Raw genomic sequence first — 21,299 nt, forward strand, 5'->3', positions numbered from 1 at the left:
CCCGATACCTGGTCAGTCATTGCCCGGATCGTCTTAAGAAAGACTTAGGCGGACTTCTTCTTGTCTTCGTCGACTTCCTCGAAGTCGGCGTCGACGACCTTTTCCGACCCTTCGCCATGGGCCGCGCCGTGGTCTTCGCCACCGCTGGCCGAGGCGTCCTGGCCGGACTTGTACAGTTCCTCACCCAGCTTCATGGAGACCTGGGCCAGGGCTTCGGTCTTGGCCTTGATGTCGGCCGCGTCCTCACCCTCCAGCGCCTTCTTCAGCTCGGCGATGGCCTTCTCGGCGGCGGCCTTCTCGGCGGCCGGCAGCTTCTCCGCGTTCTCCTTCAGCGTACGCTCGGTGGAGTGCATCAGGCCGTCGGCCTGGTTGCGGGCCTCCACCAGCTCCTTACGCTTCTTGTCCTCGGCGGCGTGGCTCTCCGCTTCCTTGACCATGCGCTGGATGTCGGCGTCCGACAGGCCGCCGGAGGCCTGGATGCGGATCACCTGCTCCTTGCCGGTGGCCTTGTCCTTGGCCTGGACGTTGACGATGCCGTTGGCGTCGATGTCGAAGGTGACCTCGATCTGCGGCACGCCGCGCGGGGCCGACGGGATGCCGACCAGGTCGAACTGGCCCAGCATCTTGTTGTCCGCCGCCATCTCGCGCTCACCCTGGAAGACGCGGATGGTGACGGCCGTCTGGTTGTCCTCGGCCGTGGAGAAGGTCTGGCTCTTCTTGGTCGGGATGGTGGTGTTGCGGTCGATCAGGCGGGTGAACACGCCGCCCAGGGTTTCGATGCCCAGGGACAGCGGGGTCACGTCCAGCAGCAGGACGTCCTTCACCTCACCCTTCAGCACGGCACCCTGGATGGCGGCGCCGACGGCCACCACCTCGTCCGGGTTCACGCCACGGTGCGGCTCGCGGCCGAAGAACTGCTTCACCGTCTCGATGATCTTGGGCATGCGGGTCATGCCGCCCACCAGGATCACCTCATCGATTTCGCTGGCCTTCAGGCCGGCGTCCTTCAGGGCCGCCTTGCAGGGCTCGACCGTACGGGCCACCAGGTCCTCGACCAGCGCTTCCAGCTTGGCGCGGGTCAGCTTGACGTTCAGGTGCTTGGGACCGGTCTGGTCCGCGGTGATGAACGGCAGGTTGACTTCCGTCTGCATGGCGGAAGACAGCTCGATCTTGGCCTTCTCGGCCGCTTCCTTCAGGCGCTGCAGGGCCAGACGGTCCTTGCGGAGATCGATGCCATTCTCCTTCTTAAACTCGTCGGCCAGGTAGTCGATGATGCGGGCGTCGAAGTCCTCGCCACCCAGGAAGGTGTCGCCGTTGGTGGACTTCACCTCGAACACGCCGTCGCCGATTTCCAGCACGGAGACGTCGAAGGTGCCGCCGCCCAGGTCATAGACCGCGACGATGCCCGAGCCCTTCTTCTCCATGCCGTAGGCCAGCGCCGCGGCCGTGGGCTCGTTGATGATGCGCAGCACCTCAAGACCGGCGATGCGGCCGGCGTCCTTGGTCGCCTGGCGCTGGCTGTCGTTGAAGTAGGCGGGCACGGTGATGACGGCCTGGGTCACCTTTTCGCCGAGGTAGTTCTCGGCCGTTTCCTTCATCTTCTGCAGGATGAAGGCGGACACTTGGCTGGGGCTGTACTTTTCGCCATGGGCCTCGACCCAGGCGTCACCGTTGTCGCCCGAAATGATCTTGTAGGGCACCAGGCCCTTGTCCTTCTGGGTCAGCGGGTCGTCGTAGCGGCGGCCGATCAGGCGCTTGATCGCGAACAGCGTGTTCTCGGGGTTGGTCACCGCCTGACGCTTCGCCGGCTGGCCGACCAGGCGTTCCCCGCCCTGGGTGAAAGCGGTCATGGACGGCGTGGTGCGCGCGCCCTCGACGTTCTCGATCACCTTGGCCGACGTGCCTTCCATGACGGCCACGCAGGAGTTGGTGGTGCCGAGATCGATACCGATGACTTTGCTCATAATTCTAACCCTTCCAATGTGGCAGACGCGCGACGGCCCTTCCGGCACCGGAGCGGTCCCCCTGTTAAAACGGGACACGTTCAACACGATCATGGCGCGGCACCCGGTGGCGCCCGTCATGGCACGGCCCTCCCCATCCTGAAACGGGAGCGACCGCATCGCCACGCAGATATAGGCAGCGCGAGGCCCGGCTGCAACCGGCTTTGCGGCCCCTGGACCCGGGAAACGCGGCCGCTCCACCCCTGGCCTATGTCCCGCTATTCCATAGCGCGTACGCGCCGCCGCGCGCGCCCTAGGCCAGCCCTGGGGGTGGCGCCTTGCCCCCACCACCACAGTTTGGGACGGGAAGTCCGGGCAACCGCCACCTGCTCTTCCCCCGACCAAGTTACAATTTGTCAGAAATTGGCGACGACAAGTGAATGTCGTGTGAATACCGGCGTAATCGTCCTTATCTTGAATTAACAGGGAATTAACGGGCCGATTTACAGACCGTTATTGCTGCAAAATTATAATTTATTGCCGCGCACAACCAGCTTGGCATCGCGAGAGGTAGGATGGCGTATCGTTGGTTGAGGTTTTATTCTTCCTGTTGACTTGGCGCCCAAGATCTGTGCTGTAATTACTTCAGGGGTCGCCTGGACCCCCGGGCGAGGGGTCGCCCGCACTCTTGGGGCACAAAGTCATGACCGACACGCGCCGCACTACCGCCATCGCCATCAAGCATTGCCTGGACAATCTGGCGCTGGACGCCCGCCGCAACAACATGGGGGAACTGGTCCACCTCCTGGGCCTTGCCTCCCTGGCTGCGGAGGACGCCGCCAAGGCCGCCGACAGCCGCGTCGTGGGCCTGCAGTCGCTGCTGGACCGCACCCCTCAGGGGCGCTGCTGACAAGCCACTGCCGACTGGACCGCGGGCCTCTCCGAAGGGGGAAGGAGCCGCCGGTTCAGAACATGAAAACGGATGAACCGGACGGCGGCCGATCTGACCGCCTTTCGGTTCATCCGTTTTTTCTTTGTGGAAAACTTGAAAGAACGGTGACGTGTCGCGCCACGTCAGTTCTTGGCGGGATCGTCGCCCTTGCGGCGGCGGTGGCCGTCATCCTCTTCGTCCGAGTCGAGGGGGCCGTCCCCATCCTCGTCGAAGTCATCCTCGTCAGCCAGCAGGGTGTCATCCTCGTCCCAGCTGCCGGCGTTCCAGCCGCCGGCCGGCCATTCCGGCGCACCGGGCGGCAGGCCCTCGTCGCCATTGCCCGAGGCCTCGCCCACGGGCAGGGATTCATAGCCACCGATCTGGGCACGGCGGATTTCCCGTTCCAGCATGGCCACGGCGTCCATCGCCAGGGGTGAGCCATGCAGCCCTTCAGGCAGGCCGTAGGAGAACACGGCCAGCGTGGCCCGGCCGCCGACAACGGCGCCGCGCAACCACAGATGGCAGCGCCGGCGGCGCCCATCCTCCACCGCCGTGTGGGTGAAACGGGCCAGCACCTCGTCATCCGCCAGGGCGTCGACGCTGCCCAGGCCCACCTGGCCATCCGGCCCGTCGGCGAACTGGGCGGCGATGCGACGCAACAGCACGGCCGGCGGCAGGCCGTCGCCCCCCTCCGCCGTGATGGCTTCCCAGTCCAATCCCGCCGCCAACGCCAATTCCAAGGCCAACTCCGGCTCCATATCGTCGGGCGGCGGATAATCGTGCACGACCACGCGCAAGGTCTCATCCGCCTCGGCATCGTCCGGGCGGCGGAAATGGCTGGTCTCGGGCCCGCCCAGATCGTCCTCGTCCTCGTCGCTGCTCCGCCAGTCCCAGGGCAGGCGGAAGCGGAGGACATCGGCGTGCACGATGTTACGCATGGTGACGGCGCTGACGGGGCCCTGGTCCGCGGGGCCGAATTCCATGCGGCCGATTTCATCACCCAGGCGGTCCAGCAGGGCACCCAGGCCGGGCACCCAGAATTCCTCACCCGGCACGTACAGCTGCAGCGTGGCGACGCGCACACGGTCGGGCGGACGGAAATCCGCCATCTTCCACACGAAGACCTGCGCTTCGGGGATGCGGGCGCCGACACCCAGGGCCGCGGTGGCGGCGGTGGCCTGATCCAGCGTCTGGCCCGGCTGCGGGACCGCCGGCAAGGCCGCGCAATAGGCGATCCAGCGGCGGTCGCCCGAGGCCATGGCGGTCACGCCCGGCGGCAGCAGGTGATCGCGGTCCAGGTACTGCAACGCGTCCTCGGCATCCACGCCGTAGTCGTTGGCGTAAGTGGTGACGGAGACCAGCAGGTCCAGCGGGTGGCCGCCCACCGGGCGCCCGTCGGTGGCCGCCCACAGCACGGGCGACTGCAGGGCCAGGCCGCCGTCATCGCGATAGATGCGGGTCCAGGTCGCGGGCAGGCAGATGCGCACGGCCCCGCCATGCACGCCCATCCACTGCCAGTCGCCGCTGGCGAGGTCTATGTCCAAAGTCCGCTGTCCCATGGCGCGGCACTCTAGGCAAGCCGGCCCGCCGTTGCAAACCCTCCGCCAGCAGGCCAGCCAGTACAGCCGCGCCCCCAGAACATGGCTGGAAAGGACGAATCCCGCAAAATCCCCGCCGCGCCAAGGACATGCAAGTCCCAGGCCCGTGTTGTGGTGGCGACCATCAATTCCGCAGGCGGTAGCCGCGATGCAGCAGGGTGCCTGCGATGGCCAGCAGCGCGACGTTCACGGCCACCAGCACCAGGACGGCCAGCGCCGCCTGGTCCTGGCCCTGTCCCAGGAAGCCGATACGCACGCCGTCGATGGCGTAGTAGATGGGATTGGCCTGGACGATGGCGCGCAGCATCCCCGGCATGCCCGCCACCGGGGCGAAGAGCCCGGACAGGAAGATCAGCGGGGTGAAAACGAAGGTCATGGCCGCCGACAAGTGGTCCCACTTCACGCTGATGAGGCCGGTCAGCACGCCGAAGGTGGCCATCATGGACGAGCCCAGCACCACGAACAGCAGCACCAGCGCGGGATCGGCCATGGGCGCCTGCCAGAAGATGAGAAACCCCACCCACACGGCCGCCCCGCTGGCCACACCGGCGGCCATGGCGGAGAGGACATAGGCGGCCAGCATTTCGGCCGCGCCCACCGGCGCCATCAACTGATCCAGGATGGCGCCCTCCATCTTGGCGTAGAGGATGGAGAACGAGGGGATCTGCACCGACTGGGTCAGCAGGGACAGGGTCACCAGGCCCGGCACCAGGAAAGCCAGGATGGCGTCGCCCTCGGGCGTGCCGCGCTTGTCGCCCAGGCCAAAGGAGAAGACGGTGAAGTAGAGGGCGGCGGACAGACCGGGCGCCACCAGGAACAGCATGGCCAGCTTGCGCAAGCGCTTGATCTCCCGCCCCAGCAGGGTCAGGAAGCCCAGGGTGTTGAAACGGCGATGGTGCCGGCGGCGGTCGGGCCGGTAGGCCCCGGCCGGCAACGGCGTTTCGGCACCCAACCCAGTCGCCGGCATGTCCATGGCGTCAGGCCTTCAGCTTGTAGCCGGTGGAGACCATGCGCAGCGCCACCAGCCAGAGGACCAGGTTGATGCCCAGCATCACGGCGATGCCGGTCCCCAGCGTGCCGTCGGTGCGGCCGATGAAGCCGTAGCGGAACCCGTCGATGAAGTAGAAAAAGGGGTTCACATGGGCGACGGTGTGGAAGAAGCGCGGCGCGCTGTCCAGCGTGTAGAAGGTGCCGGACAGGAAGGACAGGGGCGTGATCACGAAGTTGGTGATGGCCGCCATGTGGTCGAACTTGTCCGCCCAGATGCCGCCGATGAGGCCCAGCAGCGACAGCAGCATGGAGGCCATCACGGCGTGGAACAGGACGTAGAAGGGCGCATGCAGGCCCAGCGGCACCACCAGCTGGATGACGATCCAGGTGACGAAGCCCACCATCAGCCCGCGCACGATGCCGCCGGTGACGAAGGCGGACACGAATTCGAATGGCGACAGGGGCGGCATCAGCACGTCGACGATGTTGCCCTGGACCTTGGACACCAGCACGGAGGAGGAGGTGTTGGCGAAGGCGTTCTGCGCCATGCCCATCATGATCAGGCCCGGGCCCAGGAAACGCAGGAAGGGCACGTCGCCCACCATGCGCACCACCCCGCCCAGGGCCAGGGCGAACACGGAATAGAACAGCAGCGTCGTCACCACCGGCGCGGCGATGGTCTGCACCCATACCTTCAGGAAGCGCCGTATCTCCCGTTTCGTCAGGGTGGTGAAGCCCACCCAGTTGATGGCGCCCAGGGCCCGGGGGGCCGGGACGGGCGTCGCGGCGGCGATGCCGGACAAGGGAGACTGCTGCAGCATGGTCATGGGATCAGGGCGCCCGTGCGGAGGGGTCCGGGAATGAAGCCCCCGGCAAGGCTGGGCCCGACCTTAACGCCGCATCCCCCGTCCGGCAATATGAGCGGCGTCACAGGCGTCGGCACGACGATGGCGTGGGGGCCTTCCCTCGCGCTACCATCGCCGGCATGACCGACGACCTTTTCGACCCGCCCGCTCGCCCCACCGCCCACCAGCCCGCCCAGCGCCGGGGCCCGAGGCGGGTCAGCGCCGCCTACCTGGAACGCGCCGCCCTGCATTACCTGGAGCGATTCGCCGCCTCCACCGCCGCGCTGCGCCGGGTGCTGATGCGCAAGGTGGAAATGTCGGCCGCCGCCCATGGCACGGAACCGGGCGCAGGGGGCGGAGTGGGTGGAGGTGCTGATCGCCCGCTATCAGCAAAGCGGCCTGCTGAACGACCGCGTCTATGCCGAGGGCAAGGTCGCCAGCCTGCATCGCCGGGGCGGGTCCACCCGCACCATCCGGCAGAAGCTGGCGGCCAAGGGCGTGGACGGCGACCTGGTCGACGCCGCCCTGGGGGAGTTGGCCCGGGACCTGGGCGATGGCGGGGAGGGTGCCACCGACCTGCGCGCCGCCCATGCCTACGCCCGCCGCCGTCGCCTAGGCCCCTTCCGCCCGGAAGAGGACCGGGCGGCCAAGCGCGACAAGGATTTGGCGGCCCTGGCCCGCGCCGGCTTCGACTTCGACACCGCCGCGCGCGTCGTCGACGCGGCCGATCCGAATGATGTGTTGGAAGGCTAGACCGGGAAGGGGATGCCCTCCTGGTCGAAGCGCAGCTTCAGGCGGCGGTTGAACTCGCGACCCACGGCCAGCTGGCGGCGGGGTCGGGTCTTGATGCGGAACTTGATCTTCACCGCCTTTTCCGCGAACTCGCTGACGCCCAGGATTTCCAGCGGCGCCAGGATGCTCGGTTCCGAACAGGCTGTCGTTCTGCAGCTCCTCCCCGATCTCGGTCATGATCTGGGTGGCCCGGTTCAAGTCGGTGGCGTAGGCGATGCCGAAATCGGCGGTGAAGTAGCTGTAGTCCTTGGTCAGGTTGGAGATGCCGGTGACGGCGCTGAACGGCACGGTGTGGACGGCGCCGCTGTCGTCACGCAGGCGGATGGTGCGGATGGTCAGCCCCTCCACCGTGCCGGTGTAGCCGGCCAGCGTCACGGAATCCCCGACGGAGATGGTGTCCTCGAACAGGATGAACAGGCCGGTGATGACGTCCTTGACAAGGGACTGGGAGCCGAAGCCGACGGCGACGCCGAGGAAACCGACACCGGCCAGCAGCGGGGCGATGTTGACCCCGATCTCCGCCAGCACGGTCAGCCCGACCATGACCAGCAGCATCACCAGCACGACGTTGCGCACCAGGGGCAGCAGGGTGCGGATGCGGGGACTGCGTTCCACCAGGCGGCCGTGGCGGTCGGTGGTGCTGAGGTAGCGTTCGATGCCGCCGCTGACCAGTTCCCAGACGATCAGCGCGAAGACGACCATGAGGACGATGGTGAGCAGGGAGGCGCTGACCCGCTGGCCGATGGGCGTGCTGAGCCAGCCGAAGCTGTCCATGCCCCAGGCCTGCAGCACGGTCAGCAGGCCCACCAGCCACACCACCACCTTGGCCCCCCGGTGCAGGATGGGCAGATAGCGGTTGGCACGGGATTCCAGCAGGGGATACTGGCGCTTCAAATCATCCGGGATGGCGAAGCCGCGCCGGATCAGGCGATCGATCCCCTCCATCAACAGGCGGGCCACGATCAGGGTCACGACGCTGATCAGGGTGGCGCGGGAAACGAAGCCGAAGCCACCCTTCACCTCCAGCGCCCAGATGCCGTAGATGGCCACCAGGTAGACGATGGCCAGGATGTGCCAAACCTCCGCCAGGCGGCGGCGCACCAGGCCCCAGGCGCTGGACGCCGGCGGCCTGGCCGGCACCATGGGGTTGTCACCGGAAATCTCGGCCGCCAGCTGCGCCTCGAGCGCGCCATCCTCATGTAGGTCTTCCGGCTTCAGGGGTTCCCGTCCCCGGAGCCAGTCGGCCACGCTCTGCCGGTTCTGCAGCACCAGGATCACCAGCATGATGCCGACGATCAGGCCCACCACCTTCAGCAGCGCCATGTAGGGCCGGTAGGGCAGGCCCAGCTGAAAGGCCACCTGGGCCACGAAGTAGCCGTAGACGGCGGTCAGGGCGATGCGGCGCACCCAGATGTAGATGTAGTGCGCCGTCTCATCCCCCACGGGCAGCAGGCGCAGCGACGGGGCGCCCGGCGACAGCAGGAAGCGGGCCGCCAGCGTCGTGCCCTGGACCAGCAGGCTGGACAGGATGATGCCCAGGGCCGCCATGGAGGCGGGCTTGGGCGGATGGGTCAGCGTCTGCACGCCGTAGGCCGCCAGGGCGAAGGCCACCATGGGCACGATGTCCAGCAAGGTGCGGGCCAGCAGCAGGCCCAGGCGCACGCCCCAGTTCCTGGGCTGGCGATGCTCCAGCCCGCGGCGGGGGCGCGCCAGCAGCCAGAAGGTCGCCAGACGGGCGGCGTAGCCGGCGACCACCACCAGCAGCACCTCGCCCAGCAGGATGCCCCACTGCGCGCGCAGGCGGGGGTCGGACATCTGGCGATCCAGCCAGCGGTAGGCCTTGGGCAGATCCAGCAGCGCTTGGCCGGCGGCCGCGACCTCTTCGCTGAATTCCTCGATGCGGTCGGACAAGGCGTCCAGCATGCGGGCGCCCAGCGCCTCCACCTCCAACTCTTGCGCCGGGGCCGGGGCGGCGGCGGGAGCCGGGGTGGCCGGGGCCGCGACGGTGGGGGTGGGCGCCGGGATGGCGGCGGGATTGGCGTCGGCCAGCAGCTTCAGCTGGGCGATCAGGGCGTCACGGCGCTGAGGGTCCTGCAGGGTCTGCAACAGGGCCGCCGCCTGGGACGAGGCGGCCGGCGAAACGGCGTTCGCCGCCGGAGCCGCGGGCACGGGCACCGGGACGGGAACGGCCACCGGCTCTTTCGCGGGCTCATGCCGGGGTGCCGGCCCCTCTGGCGGCGCGACATCGGCCGATGGCGCCTTTTCCGGCTTCTTGTCCGTTTCAGGCTGGGGCAGGTCGGACGTGGCGGGAATGGGCACGGTCTGCGCCCGGGCAGGCGGGGCAAGGGGCGACAGCAGCAGGGACGCCAAAAGCGCAAGGGGAACGGGAAGGAGAACTTTCCGCATCGTCCGCAACCATCCGGTAGGCAAATCTGGGATCATGGAAGGGCCGAACGTTAACCTTAAAGGGTAGGCCTGCCAACGGGGCAGGGCGGGGACGTTGCCGTAAAGCACAGGCCCCGAAGCACAGTTTCGGCCAAAATGGTCGTTGCGCCGTAGGCAGGCCGGGCAGGGCGCACTATCCTTGCAAATGTGGCGGCGGCACGGCGCGCAAGCCGGCCGGCCACGATTTGACACACCCTTACCCGGGCGGGCACCTGAACCGATCCCCCCCGGCCGAGCCTATGAGCGACCGGCGTATGGCCACGGACAGTCCCGACGACACCACACCAAATGCCGCCTTGGGCGCCGACGATCGAAAAATCCCCGAGAGCAAGCTGGTGGCGGCCAAGCGCGCCTGGGCGCGGGAAGGCCGGTTGCTGACCGGCGCGCAGGCCGATCCGGCGCGGGCCCGGCCGCGCCTGCCGCCAGGACAGCGCCTGGTGACCAACTGGCCGGTGCTGGACCTGGGCATCCAACCAGAGGTGGGCGCGGCCGACTGGACCCTGACGGTGGACGGCCTGGTGGACCAGCCCCTCAGCTGGAGCTGGGCCGACTTCCAGGCCCAGCCGGCCTTCAGCGACACATCCGACATCCACTGCGTCACCTCGTGGTCGCGCTACGACAACCACTGGCGGGGCGTTTCCGCCCGCCACATCGTGGACCTGGCCCGGCCCCAGGCCGACGCCGCCCACGTCCTGCTGCACAGCCATGACGGCTACACCACCAACCTCAGCCTAGCGGCGTTCAGCGCGGCCGACGTGCTGCTGGCCACCACCTGGGAGGGGAAGCCCCTAACCCGGGAACATGGCGGGCCGGTGCGGCTGGTGGTGCCCCAGGCCTATTTCTGGAAATCGGCGAAATGGCTGCGCCGCATCCAGTTCATCAACGACGACACGCCAGGGTTTTGGGAGGTGCGGGGGTACCATAACGAGGGCGACCCCTGGACCGAACAACGGTACGGTTGAGGCACGGGATCATGAGAGCTGACATTTCCACCAGCCACGCCACCGCGCCACCGCCCCCACGCAATCCCTCCATCCCCCAGGGTAAGTCCATGGAGCAGACGAAGACGCGGGAACGGCTGAACGCCCATAGCTTCACCTTCCCCAGCCTGACCGGCGACGGCACCATCCCGTTGCTAGGCTTCAAGGGGCGACCGGTGCTGGTGGTGAACACGGCGTCGGCCTGCGGTTACACCCCGCAATATGCCGAGCTGCAGATGCTGTGGACCCGCCTGCGCGACCGGGGCCTGGGGGTGCTGGGCGTGCCATCCAACGATTTCGGCGGGCAGGAACCGGGCGGCCCGGCGGACATCGCGCAGTTCTGCGCCACGCGGTATGGCGTCGACTTTCCCCTGACCGCCAAGCAGTCGGTCATCGGCCCCAACGCCCACCCCTTCTTCCAATGGGTGGTCAGCAGCGTCGGGGAAGCCGGGTGGCCGCGCTGGAACTTCCAGAAATACCTGATCACCCCGGATGGCCGCCTGGCCGAAATCTGGCCCTCGCCGGTGCGGCCCATGGCCGACGTGGTGCTGGAGAGCATCCAGACGCTGCTCAACAAAGCCGGGCTCTAGGGCGGTCGCGGGCCTATCTTTGGCTTAGAGTTTAAACCGTCAGTTCGCGGCGGCCACCAGCCCGATGTCGGGCCAGACACGGTCGGCCGGCATGATGACGCGGGCGATGGTGCCGGTGCCGGGTTCGCTCTCGATCTCCAGCTTGCCGTCGTGCAGTTCGACCAGGGCGCGCACCAGGGGCAGGCCCAGGCCGGCGCCACCAGCGGTGCGGGTGAGGGGGTTTTCGATCTGGCGGAAGGGTTCCAGGGCGCGGCCGATGTCCTCCGCCCGCATGCCGATGCCGGTGTCGGCCACGGTGATGACCAGGCGCCCGTCCCCGTCCACGCGGGCGCCCAGGGTGACGGTGCCGCCCTTCAGCGTGAACTTCACGGCGTTGGCCAGCAGGTTGGACAGCAGCTGCTTCAGCGCCACCTCGTCCGCGCGCAGGCGGGGCAGGAAGTCTGCGTAGTCGGTCTGCAGATGGATGCCGCCACGGATGGCGCGTTCCTTCACCACCCGCAGGCAGGAGGCGAAGACGCGCGGCAGGTCCACCGAATGCTCGTTCAGTTCCCGCTTGCCCGCCTCGATCTTCGACAAGTCCAGGATGTCGTTGATCAGGTCCAGCAGCATGCGGCCGCTGTCGTGGATGTCCTTGGCGTATTCGGCGTAGGCGGGGTTGCCGATGGCGCCCAGCGACTGGCTGCCGATGATCTCGGAAAAGCCGATGATGGCGTTCAGCGGCGTGCGCAGCTCATGGCTCATGTTGGCCAGGAATTCGGTCTTTGAACGGCTGGCGAATTCCGACTGTTCCTTGGCCAGGCGCAGCGCCACCTCCGCCCGGCGCCGGTCGGTGATGTCGTCGGCCGTGCCCTGGATGCCATAGGCGCGCCCGGCGCCATCCCGCAGCACCCGGGCGGAAAGGGATGCCCACAGGGCGCTGCCATCCTTGCGCCGGATCTCGGCCACGAAATCCTGGATGGCGCCCCGATCCACCACGCCCTGGGGGAAATCCACCCGGGGGCGGGGATCGACGAACAGCTGCGCCCAGGCGTCGGTCAGGGCGGTCGCCAGGTCCTCCTCCGACGCATATCCCAGCATGCGCACCAGGGCGGGGTTGGCCGACAGGATGGCGCCCCCCACCGTGATGGTGAACATGCCCTCCACCGCGTTCTCGTATATGTCGCGGTACTTGCGCTCGCTGGCATGCAGCACGGCGTTGGCCTGTTCCAGGCTGTCCATCAGCACGATGCGGTCGTGGGCGCGGCGGCGGCTGACCATCAGCACCACGCTGATGCCGAAGGTCAGGGCGAAGCCGAAGACCAGCACGGCCTCCACCTCCCATGACTGGCGGGCCAGGCCGGCCACCAGGTCGCCCGTCATGTCCAGCCACCACACCCCGTCGCCGATGGACAGGGCGCGGCTGAATTCGGAGGTGGCGGCGGCGGTGTGCCCTGTCTGGACGAAGGCGGCCTCGCCCCCACGCGACCGCAGGCTGAGCCGGGTCCACAGCGCGGGATCGGCCTGCCCCTCCATGCGCAGGGTCAGCAGATCCCGCAGGTCGATGCGGGCCACCAGCGCCGTCTCGCCATTGGACGCGCCCCCGGATGTGGACCACGCCAGCAGCAGGTTGGCCCCGTCGGCGCTCAGGCGCACGGTGATGGCCCCGCCGGCGGGCGGGGCACCGGCCGCCGTGGAGGCGTGCAACAGGCCAGCCACGTCGGCGGGCGCGATCTCGGCCCCGGTGGGGCCGGTACGCAGCACGCGGCCGCCCGGCCCCATCCAGGACACGGCCCTGATCTCAGGCCGGAGGTCGATCAGCAGGGCCACCTGGCGGTCGAATTCCGCCGGGGCCGGGTTGGCGGTCAGGAAGTCGCCCTCGGCCCCCAGGGTGGCCGCGATGCGGTCCAGGCGCTGCTGCACATGGCGGCTGCGGGCATCGGCCTCATCCGCCAGGCGGGCCTGAGCCACGCCGGATAGCATGGAATGGACGTAGAAAGCCGCCAGGACGGTCAGGACAATGCCGGATAGCGCGGCCAAAATCGGGCCGCGGGTCAGAAAAAAACGGCCGGGCGGCGCCGCCGCGCGGTCTCCAACACCGACATCCTGGCAATACCTTTCCGCTTCCCTCGGTTATGTGGCCCTTGGGTCCCCTGCGGCTTCGCAGGCGCGCAGGATAAACCCATTCCTAACCCCAAAGATACAACGGCGGGTTAACATCCTGTCACAAAGTGTAGGGTGGTGGCGAAAGCGGACGGCGATGGAAGGGGCGACAACAAGCGGCCGCTGTCGCTATATCTGAAGCCCCGCAACCGACCGGCGCTGGCACCTTGACCGACAGCCCCATCCCCTCCACCGGCCCCGATCCCGGGGTCCCCGATCCGGACGATCATGTGGCGAGCCCCTGCACCCGCGTCTGCCGCATCGATGCGCGCAACGGCCTGTGCGCCGGCTGTCAGCGCACCTTGGAGGAGATCACCTTGTGGGGCGGGATGACGCCGGACCAGCGGCGCGCGGTGCTGGCCAGCCTGCCGGAACGGCGCAAGGCGACGCGCACCCTGGCCCGCTGGCGCCACGGCGGCCAGACGGAGAGGTAAGGAACGGGAAGAAGGACGGATCAGTCCGTCCCGGCTTCCGAATCGTCGCCCTCGGCGAAGGCGCGGGCGCCCCACATCAGGCGTTCGATCTCACGGATTTGGTCGCCCTGGCGGCGCAACCGTTCGGCGTTGACGACATTGCCGCCCGGCGCCCCGTTGGAGCCCGAGCCCTTGGAAGCCCTGGGTGCCCGCTTGGGGCTGTCCTCCCCGCCAAGATCGTCCGCGCCAGCCATCGACCGCCTCATCGACCGGACGCCGATGCCGTGCCACGGGCGCCCTCTGGTTCATGCAAGTATCACGAAGCGTATCATGGCCCTGGGCCCCCCGCATCCGGGAAAGCCCGCCAAATCGTTCGGACAGGGTGATAATAAGGAGGCGGTGTGACCTGATTTCAACGGTCCCCCACCCCCTACCTCCGCAGTAGGCTGCCGCTGGGGTTTCGCGTGGCGGATATGCCGCGCGATCATCGCATCATCACCCTCAAACCGCTCCGTTCCCACGCCCGTGATCGCGGGCCCCGCAGGGCGCGGCGAAGATGGCAGGGTCCGGATGGGCCCACCCGCGGGGCGAACTAGCGCGAAGCGCTAAACCGCCGCTCGATGGCGTCCCATAGGGTGGACTTCGATGGCGCCGCCGTTCAGGCGGTTGATCTCCTGGATGCCGGTGGGGCTGGTGACGTTGATCTCGGTCAGGTAGTCGCCGATGACGTCGATGCCCACGAACACCAGACCCTTGTCGCGCAGCACCCCGCCGATGGCGGCGCAGATCTCGCGCTCGCGCTGGGTCAGGTCGGTCTTGGCGGCGCTGCCGCCGGCGTGGAAGTTGGCGCGGGCCTCGCCCTCCTGCGGCAGGCGGCTGACGGCGCCCACCGGCTCGCCATCCACCAGCAGGATGCGCTTGTCGCCCTGGCGGATTTCCGGCAGGTACTTCTGCACGATGATAGGCTCGCGGTAGAGCTGGGTGAAGGTTTCCAGCAGGGCGCCCAGGTTCTCGTCATCCGGCTTCACGTGGAAGACGCCGGAACCGCCGTTGCCAAACAGCGGCTTCACGATGATGTCCCTGTATTCCCGGCGGAAGGCCAGGACCTCATCCTTGGCGCTGGTGATCAGCGTGGGCGGCATCAGGTCGGGGAAGTGGGTGACGAACAGCTTCTCCGGCGCGTTGCGGACGGAGGCCGGGTCGTTCACGACCAGGGTCTTGGGATGGACGTGTTCCAGCAGATGGGTGGCCGTGATGTAGGCCATGTCGAAGGGCGGGTCCTGGCGCATCAGCACCACGTCGACGCTGGCGAGATCCAAGATCTCGGCCGCGCCGAAGGTGTGGTGGTTGCCGCGCTCGCGCCGCACCTGCAGGGGCCGCGCGGTCGCCACCAGGCGGCTGTGGCGGAAGGCCAGGTCCTGGGGCAGGTAGTGGTAGAGGGTGTGACCCCGCCGCTGCGCCTCCAGCGCCATCATGAAGGTGCTGTCGGTATCGATGTTGATGGAGTGCATCGGGTCCATCTGAATGGCAACGGACAGGCTCATTCTCATCTCCCCCACCCCGGCGGTCCGGCGGTGCTTGGCTGGCAAAGGGTTGGACTGTGGTCCCGGCGAACCGGCCCGGCTGCGGCGCCGATCACACGGGGGTTTAACAAAGATCAATTCAGGCGGTTGCGCAAATGCTGCACCAGGGTGGCCGCCTGGTCCAGCAGCTGCGCCGAGGTACCGGCCCGCGCCCCCAGATCCAGGAAAGTCTCGAACGCCGAGATGGCGGTGGTGATGTGGCCCAGTTGGGCCTGCAGCAGGCCGGACTCGCGCCACAGGGCCACCTGGCCCGGCGCCATCAGCAGCATGGCCTCCACCGCCTCGGCCGCCAAATCCGGCCGCTCGCCGCGCATGTGCAGCAGCTTCACATTGTTGTGCAGGCGCAGGAGGACGTCGCGGTTGCCCACGGGGGCGTAGTGGTCGGGCTCCAGCTCCGCCGCGGCACCCGAGGTCTGCTTGATCAGGTCGCGCAGGTCGACCACGCTCAGCACCCGCCCGCCGCCGAAGGGGTCGATGATGGCGCGGTCGCCGCCGTGGTCCAGGCGGATGAGGAAATGGCCGGGGAAGTTCAGGCCCACCATGTCCCAGCCCTGGGCGCGGGCGGCGTGCATGTAGAGGATGCCGAGGGCCACGGGCAGGCCCCGGCGCCGGTCGATGACCCGGGCCAGGTTGGCGTTCTGCAAATCCTCGTACGTGGCGCTGTCGCCCTCGTACCCCATGCGGTCCACCAGGGTGCCGCGCAAGGCGTCCAAGCAGTCCCGCAGCGTCAGCGTCTCAGGCGCGCGACCGGCCGTCCGCTTGGCCACGGCGGTGGAGAGGGCGGTGAGGTGGCGACGGTAGGGGGCCAGGCTGGTCCCACCGGACAAGGCGGCCAGCGCCAGCGCGGTTTCCGCCAAGTCTATGTCCTCATCGCGCATCTGGCCCACGGCGCGCAACAGCGCGCGGGCCTGCGCCTGGCCATTGCCGGCGCGGCTGCTGCGATTCTGGGACCCCTGGCTGGTCACGGACTGGACGCTCCCTCCGGCATCGGGCCCTCTGGCGTCGGGCCTTGGGGAGATAGCGCATCGCCGGGGCCGGTGTCGACCACCAAAGCCGCCGGAACCCTCAACTGACGCCCCTGAAAGCGGCGTCAGGAGGAGCGCCACGCGTCCGGCTTATGCAGCGGCCAGCGCCCGGGGCGGACGATCATGAGGTCGAAGCGGAGGGCGTGGCGGGCCAGGCGGGGGCGGGCGGCGACGTAGAGGCCGGCGGCCCGTTCCAGCCGGCGCCACTGCGCCAGGCTGACGGCCAGGTGGCCCAGATCCTCCGTCGGGCGCGCCTTGACCTCGACGATGGCCAGCAGGTCGCCGCGCTGGGCGACGATGTCGATCTCCCCGGCCGGTGTGCGGCAGCGGCTGGCCAGGACGCGATATCCTTTCAGCCGCAAGGCCAGGCGGCACCAGGCCTCCGCCCAGCGGCCCAGGCGTTCGCCGGAGCGGCCCTGCAGCGTCTTTTTGGCCAGCCGCTCAGCCCGCGTCATCTTTGGAGATCTCAAGCGCCCGCTGGTAGACCTGCTTGCGCGGGGCGCCGCTGGCCTCCGCCACCGTGGCGGCGGCGTCACGGACGCTGAGGGTGCGCAGGGCCGCGCGCAGCAGGCCGTCGATGTCGACCGCCTCCTCGCCGGCCGCCACGGGCGGGCCGATAACCACGACCACCTCACCCCTGGGCGGTCCGTTGTCCGCATAATGGGTGGCCAGCTCGGGCAGGGTGCCGCGCCGGACCTCCTCGAACAGCTTGGTCAGCTCGCGTGCCACCGCCACCTCGCGCCCGCCCATCACCTGGGCGGCGTCGGCCAGCAGATCGGCCAGGCGCTGGGCCGACTCGAACAGCACCAGGGTGGCGCGCACCGGCGCCAGCTCCTCAAGCGCGGCCCGTCGGGCGCCCGTCTTGTTGGGCAGGAAGCCCGCGAACAGGAAACGATCGGAAGGCAGGCCCGCCAGCACCAGGGCCGTCAGGGTGGCGCTGGCCCCCGGCAGATGGGTGACGTGCAGGCCCTGATCGCGCGCCTCGCGCACCAGCTTGTACCCGGGGTCGGAGATCAGGGGCGTGCCGGCGTCCGACACCAGGGCGATGGCCTCGCCAGCCGCGATGCGGGCCAGCAGCTGCGGCCGCATGCGGGCGGCGTTGTGCTCGTGATAGGGCAGCAGCGGCTTGCGCACCTGGTAGCGGGTCATCAGCTTGGCCGTCACCCGCGTGTCCTCGCAGGCGATGGCGTCGACACCCTTCAGCGTTTCCAGCGCGCGCAGGGTGATGTCGCCGGCGTTGCCGATGGGGGTGGCGACGACATGCAGGCCAGGCGGCGGTTTACGCGGGGTGACGCTGCCGCTAGGCTCTGCCCCGTCTTGCGCGGCGTCCTCTTCCCAAAGGGCCTCGTCGTGGGTTTCTTCAGGGGCGTCGCCGGCGTCGACATCGTCGACAGGCGGATGCTGCGGTTTCATGGGATCGGCTGGTGGTCCAAAAGGTGGGTTCGCGATGATGTACGCCGGGTTCTCGGCCAAAACCCCAGTGGGCAAAGTCGCAGCGGGGCTGTTGACGCTGACCCTGTTGGCCGCCTGCGCCAGCCAGCCCACGGTAACGGCCCCGCCGCCGCAGGCGCAAGCGCCGCGGCAGGAGGCCCCGCCACCCCAACCCCAGGCCGCGCAACCCGCGCCCGAGGCCGCCCCCACGCCCGCCGCCACCGTCGCGACGGATGAGACGGTGCGCGTGGCCCTGCTGCTGCCCCTGTCGGGCAAGGCCGCCAGCCTGGGCGAGGCCATGCAGCAGGCGGCCCAGATGGCCCTGTTCGACACCGCCGACAGCCATTTCCAGCTGCTGATCCGCGATACCAAGAGCACGCCCGAGGGCTCGGTGGCCGCGGCGCGGGACGCGCTGGCCGCCGGCGCCACCCTGCTGATCGGCCCGGTCTATGGCGTGGACGCCAAGGCGGTGGCGCCGGTGGCCGGCGCGGTGCCGGTGCTGAGCTTTTCCAACGACGCCACCGTGGCGGATACCCACGCCCCCGCCGGCGGCACCTGGGTGCTGGGCTTCCAGCCGCAGGACCAGGTGTCCCGCGTGGTTAGCTACGCCGCCAGCCACGGCCTGACCCACCTGGCGCTGCTGGCGCCGGCGGGCGCCAATGGCGACATGGTGGAACAGGCCATGCGCGAGGCCGCATCCAAGGCGGGCGCCGACGTGACCCGCGCCGCGCGCTACCTGTCCACGCAGAAGGACGTCAGCGACACCATCAAGCGGCTGTCCAATTTCGACCAGCGCCACGCCCAGATGGCGGCGGCGCGCGAAGCCGCGGCCAACAAGGACGGAAAACCCGGCCCCGCGGTGGAGGAGCTGCCCTTCCAGGCCATCCTGATCGCGGAAGGCGGCCAGCGGCTGAAGGAGGTGGCGCCCCTGCTGCCCTTCTTCGACATCGACCCGGGCCCCGTGCGTTTCCTGGGCACCGGCCAGTGGGACGAGCCCGGCATCGGCCGCGAACCGGCGCTGGTGGGCGGCTGGTATGCCAGCGCCGCGCCCGACGCGCGCCAGGGCTTTGAGAAGCGGTTCAACGACGTGTATGGCCAGCGCCCGCCGCGCCTGGCCACCCTGGCCTATGACGCGACCGCCCTGGCCGCGGTGCTGGCCAAGGGGCACAAGGCCTATGTCCGGGAAAACCTGACCGACCCCAACGGCTTCGCCGGCATCGACGGCGTGTTCCGTCTGCTGCCCACCGGCCAGGTGGAGCGGGGCCTGTCGGTGTTGGAGGTCACCAGGACCGGCGTGACCGTCGTGGATCCGGCGCCCACCAGCTTCGCCACGACACCGGCCGCGGCCGCCGCGCCCACCCCCAACACCGGTTCCTGAAACTGGGGGCCGTCAGTCGCCCCTTCAGCGGGAGACGACGCGGGACGCACCCAAGGTCAGGTCGAAGCCGTCCAGGTCCACGCCGTCCATGTCGGGGAGACCGATGTCGGCGGCCATATCCTGCGCCAGCGATCGTCGGGTAGCGGCGGCGGCCAGCTCGAACCAGGCGAGGCGGGCCACGCGGCTGGCGGCCGAGTGGTCGGTGTCGCGGCGCAGTTCCCCGGCGATGAAGCCTTGGCTCATTGAGCCGGCGGACGCCTGCGCGTAGCCGGCCTTCATGCCGGCGGGGGAGAACCGATCCAAACCATGCTCCATCGTCATGTCTGCCACACACCAGGTGGGCGTCGGTTCACGTACTGTTAATTAGATAGTGACCGAAATGGCGCGGTTCGGGTAGGAAAATTATGCTTAAAAATTAGTTAAAACGGTGTGCGCATGCGAAACCCCCGCCACCTGCGGTGGCTGGCGCCGGCCTCAGCGTGGTATTCCACCCCTTGGGAAAAGCTGGGACAGCAGGAACAACGCGGCCGCAGCAACCACCACTGCCGGCCCCGCCGGCAAATCGGCGCGGAAGCTGGCGCCCAGGCCGCCGCAGACCGATAGCGCGCCGACAACGGCCGCCAGGACGGCCATGATTTCCGGTGTGCGGGCGAATCGGCGGGCGCAGGCGGCCGGGATGATCAGCAATGCGGTGATCAGCAGCACGCCCACCACCTTCATGGCCAGGGCGATGGTGGCGGCCATCAGCATCATGAAACCCAGTTGCGTGGCCAGCACGGGCACGCCCTCCACCCGCGCCAGATCCTCGTTCACCGTCATGGCCAGCAGGGGGCGCCACAGCCAGGCCAGCAAGGTGAGAACCACGGCCCCGCCACCCCAGATCCAGACCAGGTCCCCGGCGCTGACGGCCAGGATATCGCCGAACAGGTAGGACATGAGATCCACGCGCACCGTCTGCAGCAGGGCCACGGCGATGAGGCCCAGGCTGAGCGTGGTATGGCTGAGCAGGCCCAGCAGCGTGTCGGTGGCCAGCTTGCGCTGGCGCTGCATCAGCACCAGCACGCCCGCCAGCACCAGCCCCACCAGCGCCACCGCCAGCATCAGGTTGATGCCGGCGACGAAGCCCAGCGCGATGCCCAGCAGGGCGGCATGGGACAGGGTGTCACCGAAATAGGCCATGCGCCGCCAGACGACGAAACAGCCCAGGGGGCCCGCCGCCAGGGCGACGCCGACACCGCCGGCCAGCGCGCGCAACAGGAAATCATCCATGGGTGGGCTTGTCCTTGGGGGTGTGCGTGTCCTTGGTCCCGGAGCCGTGCGTGTGCTGGCAGCCGGGCGTGGCGGCGCCATGGCTGTGCGGCCCGGCGGCGGACAGCCAGGGCGGCATGGCCAGCGGATCTATACCGAACAGGGCCTGGAAATCGGGATGGCGGCGCACATCCTCCGGCCGGCCGGCGCAGCAGACATGGCCGTTCAGGCAGACCAGGCGGTCGGTGCCGTTGATGGCGTAGCTGAGGTCGTGGCTGACCATCAACACACCGCAGCCGTGGCGCCGACGGATGGCGTCGATCAGGGCGTACAGCGTGGCCTGGCCCGCGACGTCCACCGCCTGCGCGGGCTCGTCCAGCACCAGCAGGTCGGGCCGGCGCAGCAGGGCGCGGGCCAGCATGACGCGCTGCAATTCCCCGCCCGACAGGGCCTGCACCGGACTGTCGGCCAGGCTGGCGGCGCCCACCTCGCCCAGCGTCTCATCCACCGCCGCGTCGGTCACCGGGCCCCACAGGCCCAGCAGGCGCCGCACGGTCAAGGGCAGGGTGGCATCCACCGCCAGGCGCTGGGGCATGTAGCCGACGCGCAGGCCCGGCTTTCGCCACACGGTGCCGCCGCTGGGCCGCTGCAATCCCAGCACGCTGCGCAGCAGGGTGGACTTGCCGGCGCCATTGGGACCGACCAGGGTCACAACCTCACCCGCTGAAACGGACAGGTCCACCGACTGCAGCACCATGCGCCGGCCGAACTGCACCGTCAGGCCCGTCGTCCTGATCAGGACCGGGTCCTTGATAAACGCCGCACCGGGCAACATCTCTGGAAGCTCTGCGTCGGACGGCATGGGCCCTTCCTGGCGGGAAACCTGCGACGCGGGCATGCGTGCCCCCCGGCTTTACGGCATCCGGACCGACTTGACAAACGTTATAATATAACATTGCATGCCGGAG

The 21,299-nt window shown here is 68.9% G+C and carries 19 protein-coding genes and 2 pseudogenes; 6 read left to right on the forward strand and 15 right to left on the reverse strand.

Annotated features, from left to right (window positions below; all coding sequences use genetic code 11):
* Positions 1-44 precede the first annotated feature (44 nt).
* The gene (gene dnaK / locus UAA55_RS29515; protein WP_322957327.1) at positions 45-1,964 is read right to left on the reverse strand and encodes a molecular chaperone DnaK; all 1,920 of its coding nucleotides are present in this window, start codon (positions 1,962-1,964) and stop codon (positions 45-47) included.
* 682 nt (positions 1,965-2,646) lie between these two features.
* Between dnaK and UAA55_RS29520 the strand changes: the two genes are divergently transcribed.
* Complete coding sequence (locus UAA55_RS29520) at positions 2,647-2,853, forward strand: hypothetical protein (RefSeq protein WP_145733171.1); 207 nt, start codon at positions 2,647-2,649, stop codon at positions 2,851-2,853.
* A 164-nt stretch (positions 2,854-3,017) separates the two neighbouring features.
* On the opposite strand, the gene UAA55_RS29525 is transcribed toward UAA55_RS29520, so the two are convergent.
* The 3 genes from UAA55_RS29525 to UAA55_RS29535 all read right to left on the reverse strand — a co-directional run bounded on the left by UAA55_RS29525 (position 3,018) and on the right by UAA55_RS29535 (position 6,289).
* Positions 3,018-4,433, reverse strand: a complete 1,416-nt coding sequence (locus UAA55_RS29525) for a hypothetical protein (protein WP_322957329.1) — start codon at positions 4,431-4,433, stop codon at positions 3,018-3,020.
* A 163-nt stretch (positions 4,434-4,596) separates the two neighbouring features.
* Positions 4,597-5,445 (reverse strand): ABC transporter permease, encoded by an 849-nt coding sequence (locus UAA55_RS29530; RefSeq protein WP_322957330.1) that lies wholly within the window; start codon positions 5,443-5,445, stop codon positions 4,597-4,599.
* A gap of 4 nt (positions 5,446-5,449) precedes the next feature.
* Entirely contained in the window at positions 5,450-6,289 is an 840-nt protein-coding gene (locus UAA55_RS29535; RefSeq protein WP_322957332.1) for an ABC transporter permease, read from the reverse strand.
* Positions 6,290-6,637: 348 nt separating this feature from the next.
* On the opposite strand from UAA55_RS29535, the gene UAA55_RS29540 reads away from it, so the two are divergent.
* Positions 6,638-7,060, forward strand: coding sequence for a regulatory protein RecX (locus UAA55_RS29540; RefSeq protein WP_322957333.1), 423 nt, complete (start codon positions 6,638-6,640; stop codon positions 7,058-7,060).
* Here the strand turns inward: UAA55_RS29540 and UAA55_RS29545 are convergent.
* Together UAA55_RS29545 and UAA55_RS29550 are read right to left on the reverse strand one after the other, a co-directional pair.
* Complete coding sequence (locus UAA55_RS29545; RefSeq protein WP_322957791.1) at positions 7,057-7,173, reverse strand: hypothetical protein; 117 nt, start codon at positions 7,171-7,173, stop codon at positions 7,057-7,059. The two genes, UAA55_RS29540 and UAA55_RS29545, sit on opposite strands and share 4 nt — an antisense overlap.
* Positions 7,174-7,405: 232 nt before the next feature.
* A pseudogene (locus tag UAA55_RS29550) lies at positions 7,406-9,541 on the reverse strand (mechanosensitive ion channel domain-containing protein); the annotation flags it as partial.
* 257 nt (positions 9,542-9,798) lie between these two features.
* Between UAA55_RS29550 and UAA55_RS29555 the strand changes: the two are divergent.
* Entirely contained in the window at positions 9,799-10,506 is a 708-nt protein-coding gene (locus UAA55_RS29555) for a sulfite oxidase-like oxidoreductase (protein ID WP_322957334.1), read from the forward strand.
* Between the two features lie 11 nt (positions 10,507-10,517).
* On the forward strand, positions 10,518-11,114 hold the full coding sequence (locus UAA55_RS29560; protein ID WP_322957336.1) for a glutathione peroxidase: 597 nt from the start codon (positions 10,518-10,520) through the stop codon (positions 11,112-11,114).
* Positions 11,115-11,153: 39 nt separating this feature from the next.
* On the opposite strand, the gene UAA55_RS29565 is transcribed toward UAA55_RS29560, so the two are convergent.
* Positions 11,154-13,130, reverse strand: a complete 1,977-nt coding sequence (locus tag UAA55_RS29565; protein ID WP_322957337.1) for a PAS domain-containing sensor histidine kinase — start codon at positions 13,128-13,130, stop codon at positions 11,154-11,156.
* Between the two features lie 290 nt (positions 13,131-13,420).
* On the opposite strand from UAA55_RS29565, the gene UAA55_RS29570 reads away from it, so the two are divergent.
* Positions 13,421-13,687, forward strand: coding sequence for a DUF1289 domain-containing protein (locus UAA55_RS29570; protein ID WP_322957338.1), 267 nt, complete (start codon positions 13,421-13,423; stop codon positions 13,685-13,687).
* Positions 13,688-13,707: 20 nt separating this feature from the next.
* Here the strand turns inward: UAA55_RS29570 and UAA55_RS29575 are convergent, their stop codons facing one another.
* The 5 genes and pseudogenes from UAA55_RS29575 to rsmI all read right to left on the reverse strand — a co-directional run bounded on the left by UAA55_RS29575 (position 13,708) and on the right by rsmI (position 17,687).
* A complete protein-coding gene (locus UAA55_RS29575; RefSeq protein ID WP_322957340.1) occupies positions 13,708-13,920 on the reverse strand; it encodes a hypothetical protein in 213 nt (70 codons plus the stop codon).
* Between the two features lie 338 nt (positions 13,921-14,258).
* Positions 14,259-15,210, reverse strand: a pseudogene (gshB, locus tag UAA55_RS29580) (glutathione synthase).
* A gap of 113 nt (positions 15,211-15,323) precedes the next feature.
* The gene (locus UAA55_RS29585; RefSeq protein WP_322957343.1) at positions 15,324-16,214 is read right to left on the reverse strand and encodes a SirB1 family protein; all 891 of its coding nucleotides are present in this window, start codon (positions 16,212-16,214) and stop codon (positions 15,324-15,326) included.
* Positions 16,215-16,339: 125 nt separating this feature from the next.
* Positions 16,340-16,729, reverse strand: coding sequence for a YraN family protein (locus tag UAA55_RS29590; protein ID WP_322957344.1), 390 nt, complete (start codon positions 16,727-16,729; stop codon positions 16,340-16,342).
* Positions 16,716-17,687, reverse strand: coding sequence for a 16S rRNA (cytidine(1402)-2'-O)-methyltransferase (gene rsmI / locus UAA55_RS29595; protein WP_322957345.1), 972 nt, complete (start codon positions 17,685-17,687; stop codon positions 16,716-16,718). Before rsmI ends, UAA55_RS29590 begins: the two co-directional genes overlap by 14 nt.
* A gap of 67 nt (positions 17,688-17,754) precedes the next feature.
* Here rsmI and UAA55_RS29600 point away from each other — a divergent pair, with 67 nt between their 5' ends.
* Positions 17,755-19,083: a penicillin-binding protein activator gene (locus UAA55_RS29600; protein ID WP_322957347.1), complete on the forward strand. Its 1,329-nt coding sequence runs from the start codon at positions 17,755-17,757 to the stop codon at positions 19,081-19,083.
* A 24-nt stretch (positions 19,084-19,107) separates the two neighbouring features.
* On the opposite strand, the gene UAA55_RS29605 is transcribed toward UAA55_RS29600, so the two are convergent.
* From UAA55_RS29605 to UAA55_RS29615, 3 genes are all read right to left on the reverse strand, one after another.
* Positions 19,108-19,404: a hypothetical protein gene (locus UAA55_RS29605; protein WP_322957349.1), complete on the reverse strand. Its 297-nt coding sequence runs from the start codon at positions 19,402-19,404 to the stop codon at positions 19,108-19,110.
* 153 nt (positions 19,405-19,557) lie between these two features.
* Complete coding sequence (gene znuB, locus UAA55_RS29610; RefSeq protein ID WP_322957351.1) at positions 19,558-20,352, reverse strand: zinc ABC transporter permease subunit ZnuB; 795 nt, start codon at positions 20,350-20,352, stop codon at positions 19,558-19,560.
* A complete protein-coding gene (locus UAA55_RS29615; protein ID WP_322957352.1) occupies positions 20,345-21,193 on the reverse strand; it encodes a metal ABC transporter ATP-binding protein in 849 nt (282 codons plus the stop codon). The genes znuB and UAA55_RS29615 overlap by 8 nt, the downstream gene beginning before the upstream one ends.
* Positions 21,194-21,299 lie beyond the last annotated feature (106 nt).

The organism is Nitrospirillum guanabarense (assembly GCF_034653355.1).
GTDB lineage: Bacteria > Pseudomonadota > Alphaproteobacteria > Azospirillales > Azospirillaceae > Nitrospirillum.

What these genes read in the sequence shown, in the direction of transcription:
- UAA55_RS29530 (WP_322957330.1), bottom strand. Translation starts at nt 5,445, where the DNA reads ATGGACATGCCGGCGACTGGGTTGGGTGCCGAAACGCCGTTGCCGGCC.
- rsmI (WP_322957345.1), bottom strand. Translation starts at nt 17,687, where the DNA reads ATGAAACCGCAGCATCCGCCTGTCGACGATGTCGACGCCGGCGACGCC.
- UAA55_RS29605 (WP_322957349.1), bottom strand. Translation starts at nt 19,404, where the DNA reads ATGACGATGGAGCATGGTTTGGATCGGTTCTCCCCCGCCGGCATGAAG.
- UAA55_RS29535 (WP_322957332.1), bottom strand. Translation starts at nt 6,289, where the DNA reads ATGACCATGCTGCAGCAGTCTCCCTTGTCCGGCATCGCCGCCGCGACG.
- UAA55_RS29590 (WP_322957344.1), bottom strand. Translation starts at nt 16,729, where the DNA reads ATGACGCGGGCTGAGCGGCTGGCCAAAAAGACGCTGCAGGGCCGCTCC.
- UAA55_RS29560 (WP_322957336.1), top strand. Translation starts at nt 10,518, where the DNA reads ATGAGAGCTGACATTTCCACCAGCCACGCCACCGCGCCACCGCCCCCA.
- UAA55_RS29540 (WP_322957333.1), top strand. Translation starts at nt 6,638, where the DNA reads ATGGCACGGAACCGGGCGCAGGGGGCGGAGTGGGTGGAGGTGCTGATC.
- UAA55_RS29615 (WP_322957352.1), bottom strand. Translation starts at nt 21,193, where the DNA reads ATGCCGTCCGACGCAGAGCTTCCAGAGATGTTGCCCGGTGCGGCGTTT.
- UAA55_RS29525 (WP_322957329.1), bottom strand. Translation starts at nt 4,433, where the DNA reads ATGGGACAGCGGACTTTGGACATAGACCTCGCCAGCGGCGACTGGCAG.
- znuB (WP_322957351.1), bottom strand. Translation starts at nt 20,352, where the DNA reads ATGGATGATTTCCTGTTGCGCGCGCTGGCCGGCGGTGTCGGCGTCGCC.
- UAA55_RS29520 (WP_145733171.1), top strand. Translation starts at nt 2,647, where the DNA reads ATGACCGACACGCGCCGCACTACCGCCATCGCCATCAAGCATTGCCTG.
- UAA55_RS29575 (WP_322957340.1), bottom strand. Translation starts at nt 13,920, where the DNA reads ATGGCTGGCGCGGACGATCTTGGCGGGGAGGACAGCCCCAAGCGGGCA.
- UAA55_RS29555 (WP_322957334.1), top strand. Translation starts at nt 9,799, where the DNA reads ATGGCCACGGACAGTCCCGACGACACCACACCAAATGCCGCCTTGGGC.
- dnaK (WP_322957327.1), bottom strand. Translation starts at nt 1,964, where the DNA reads ATGAGCAAAGTCATCGGTATCGATCTCGGCACCACCAACTCCTGCGTG.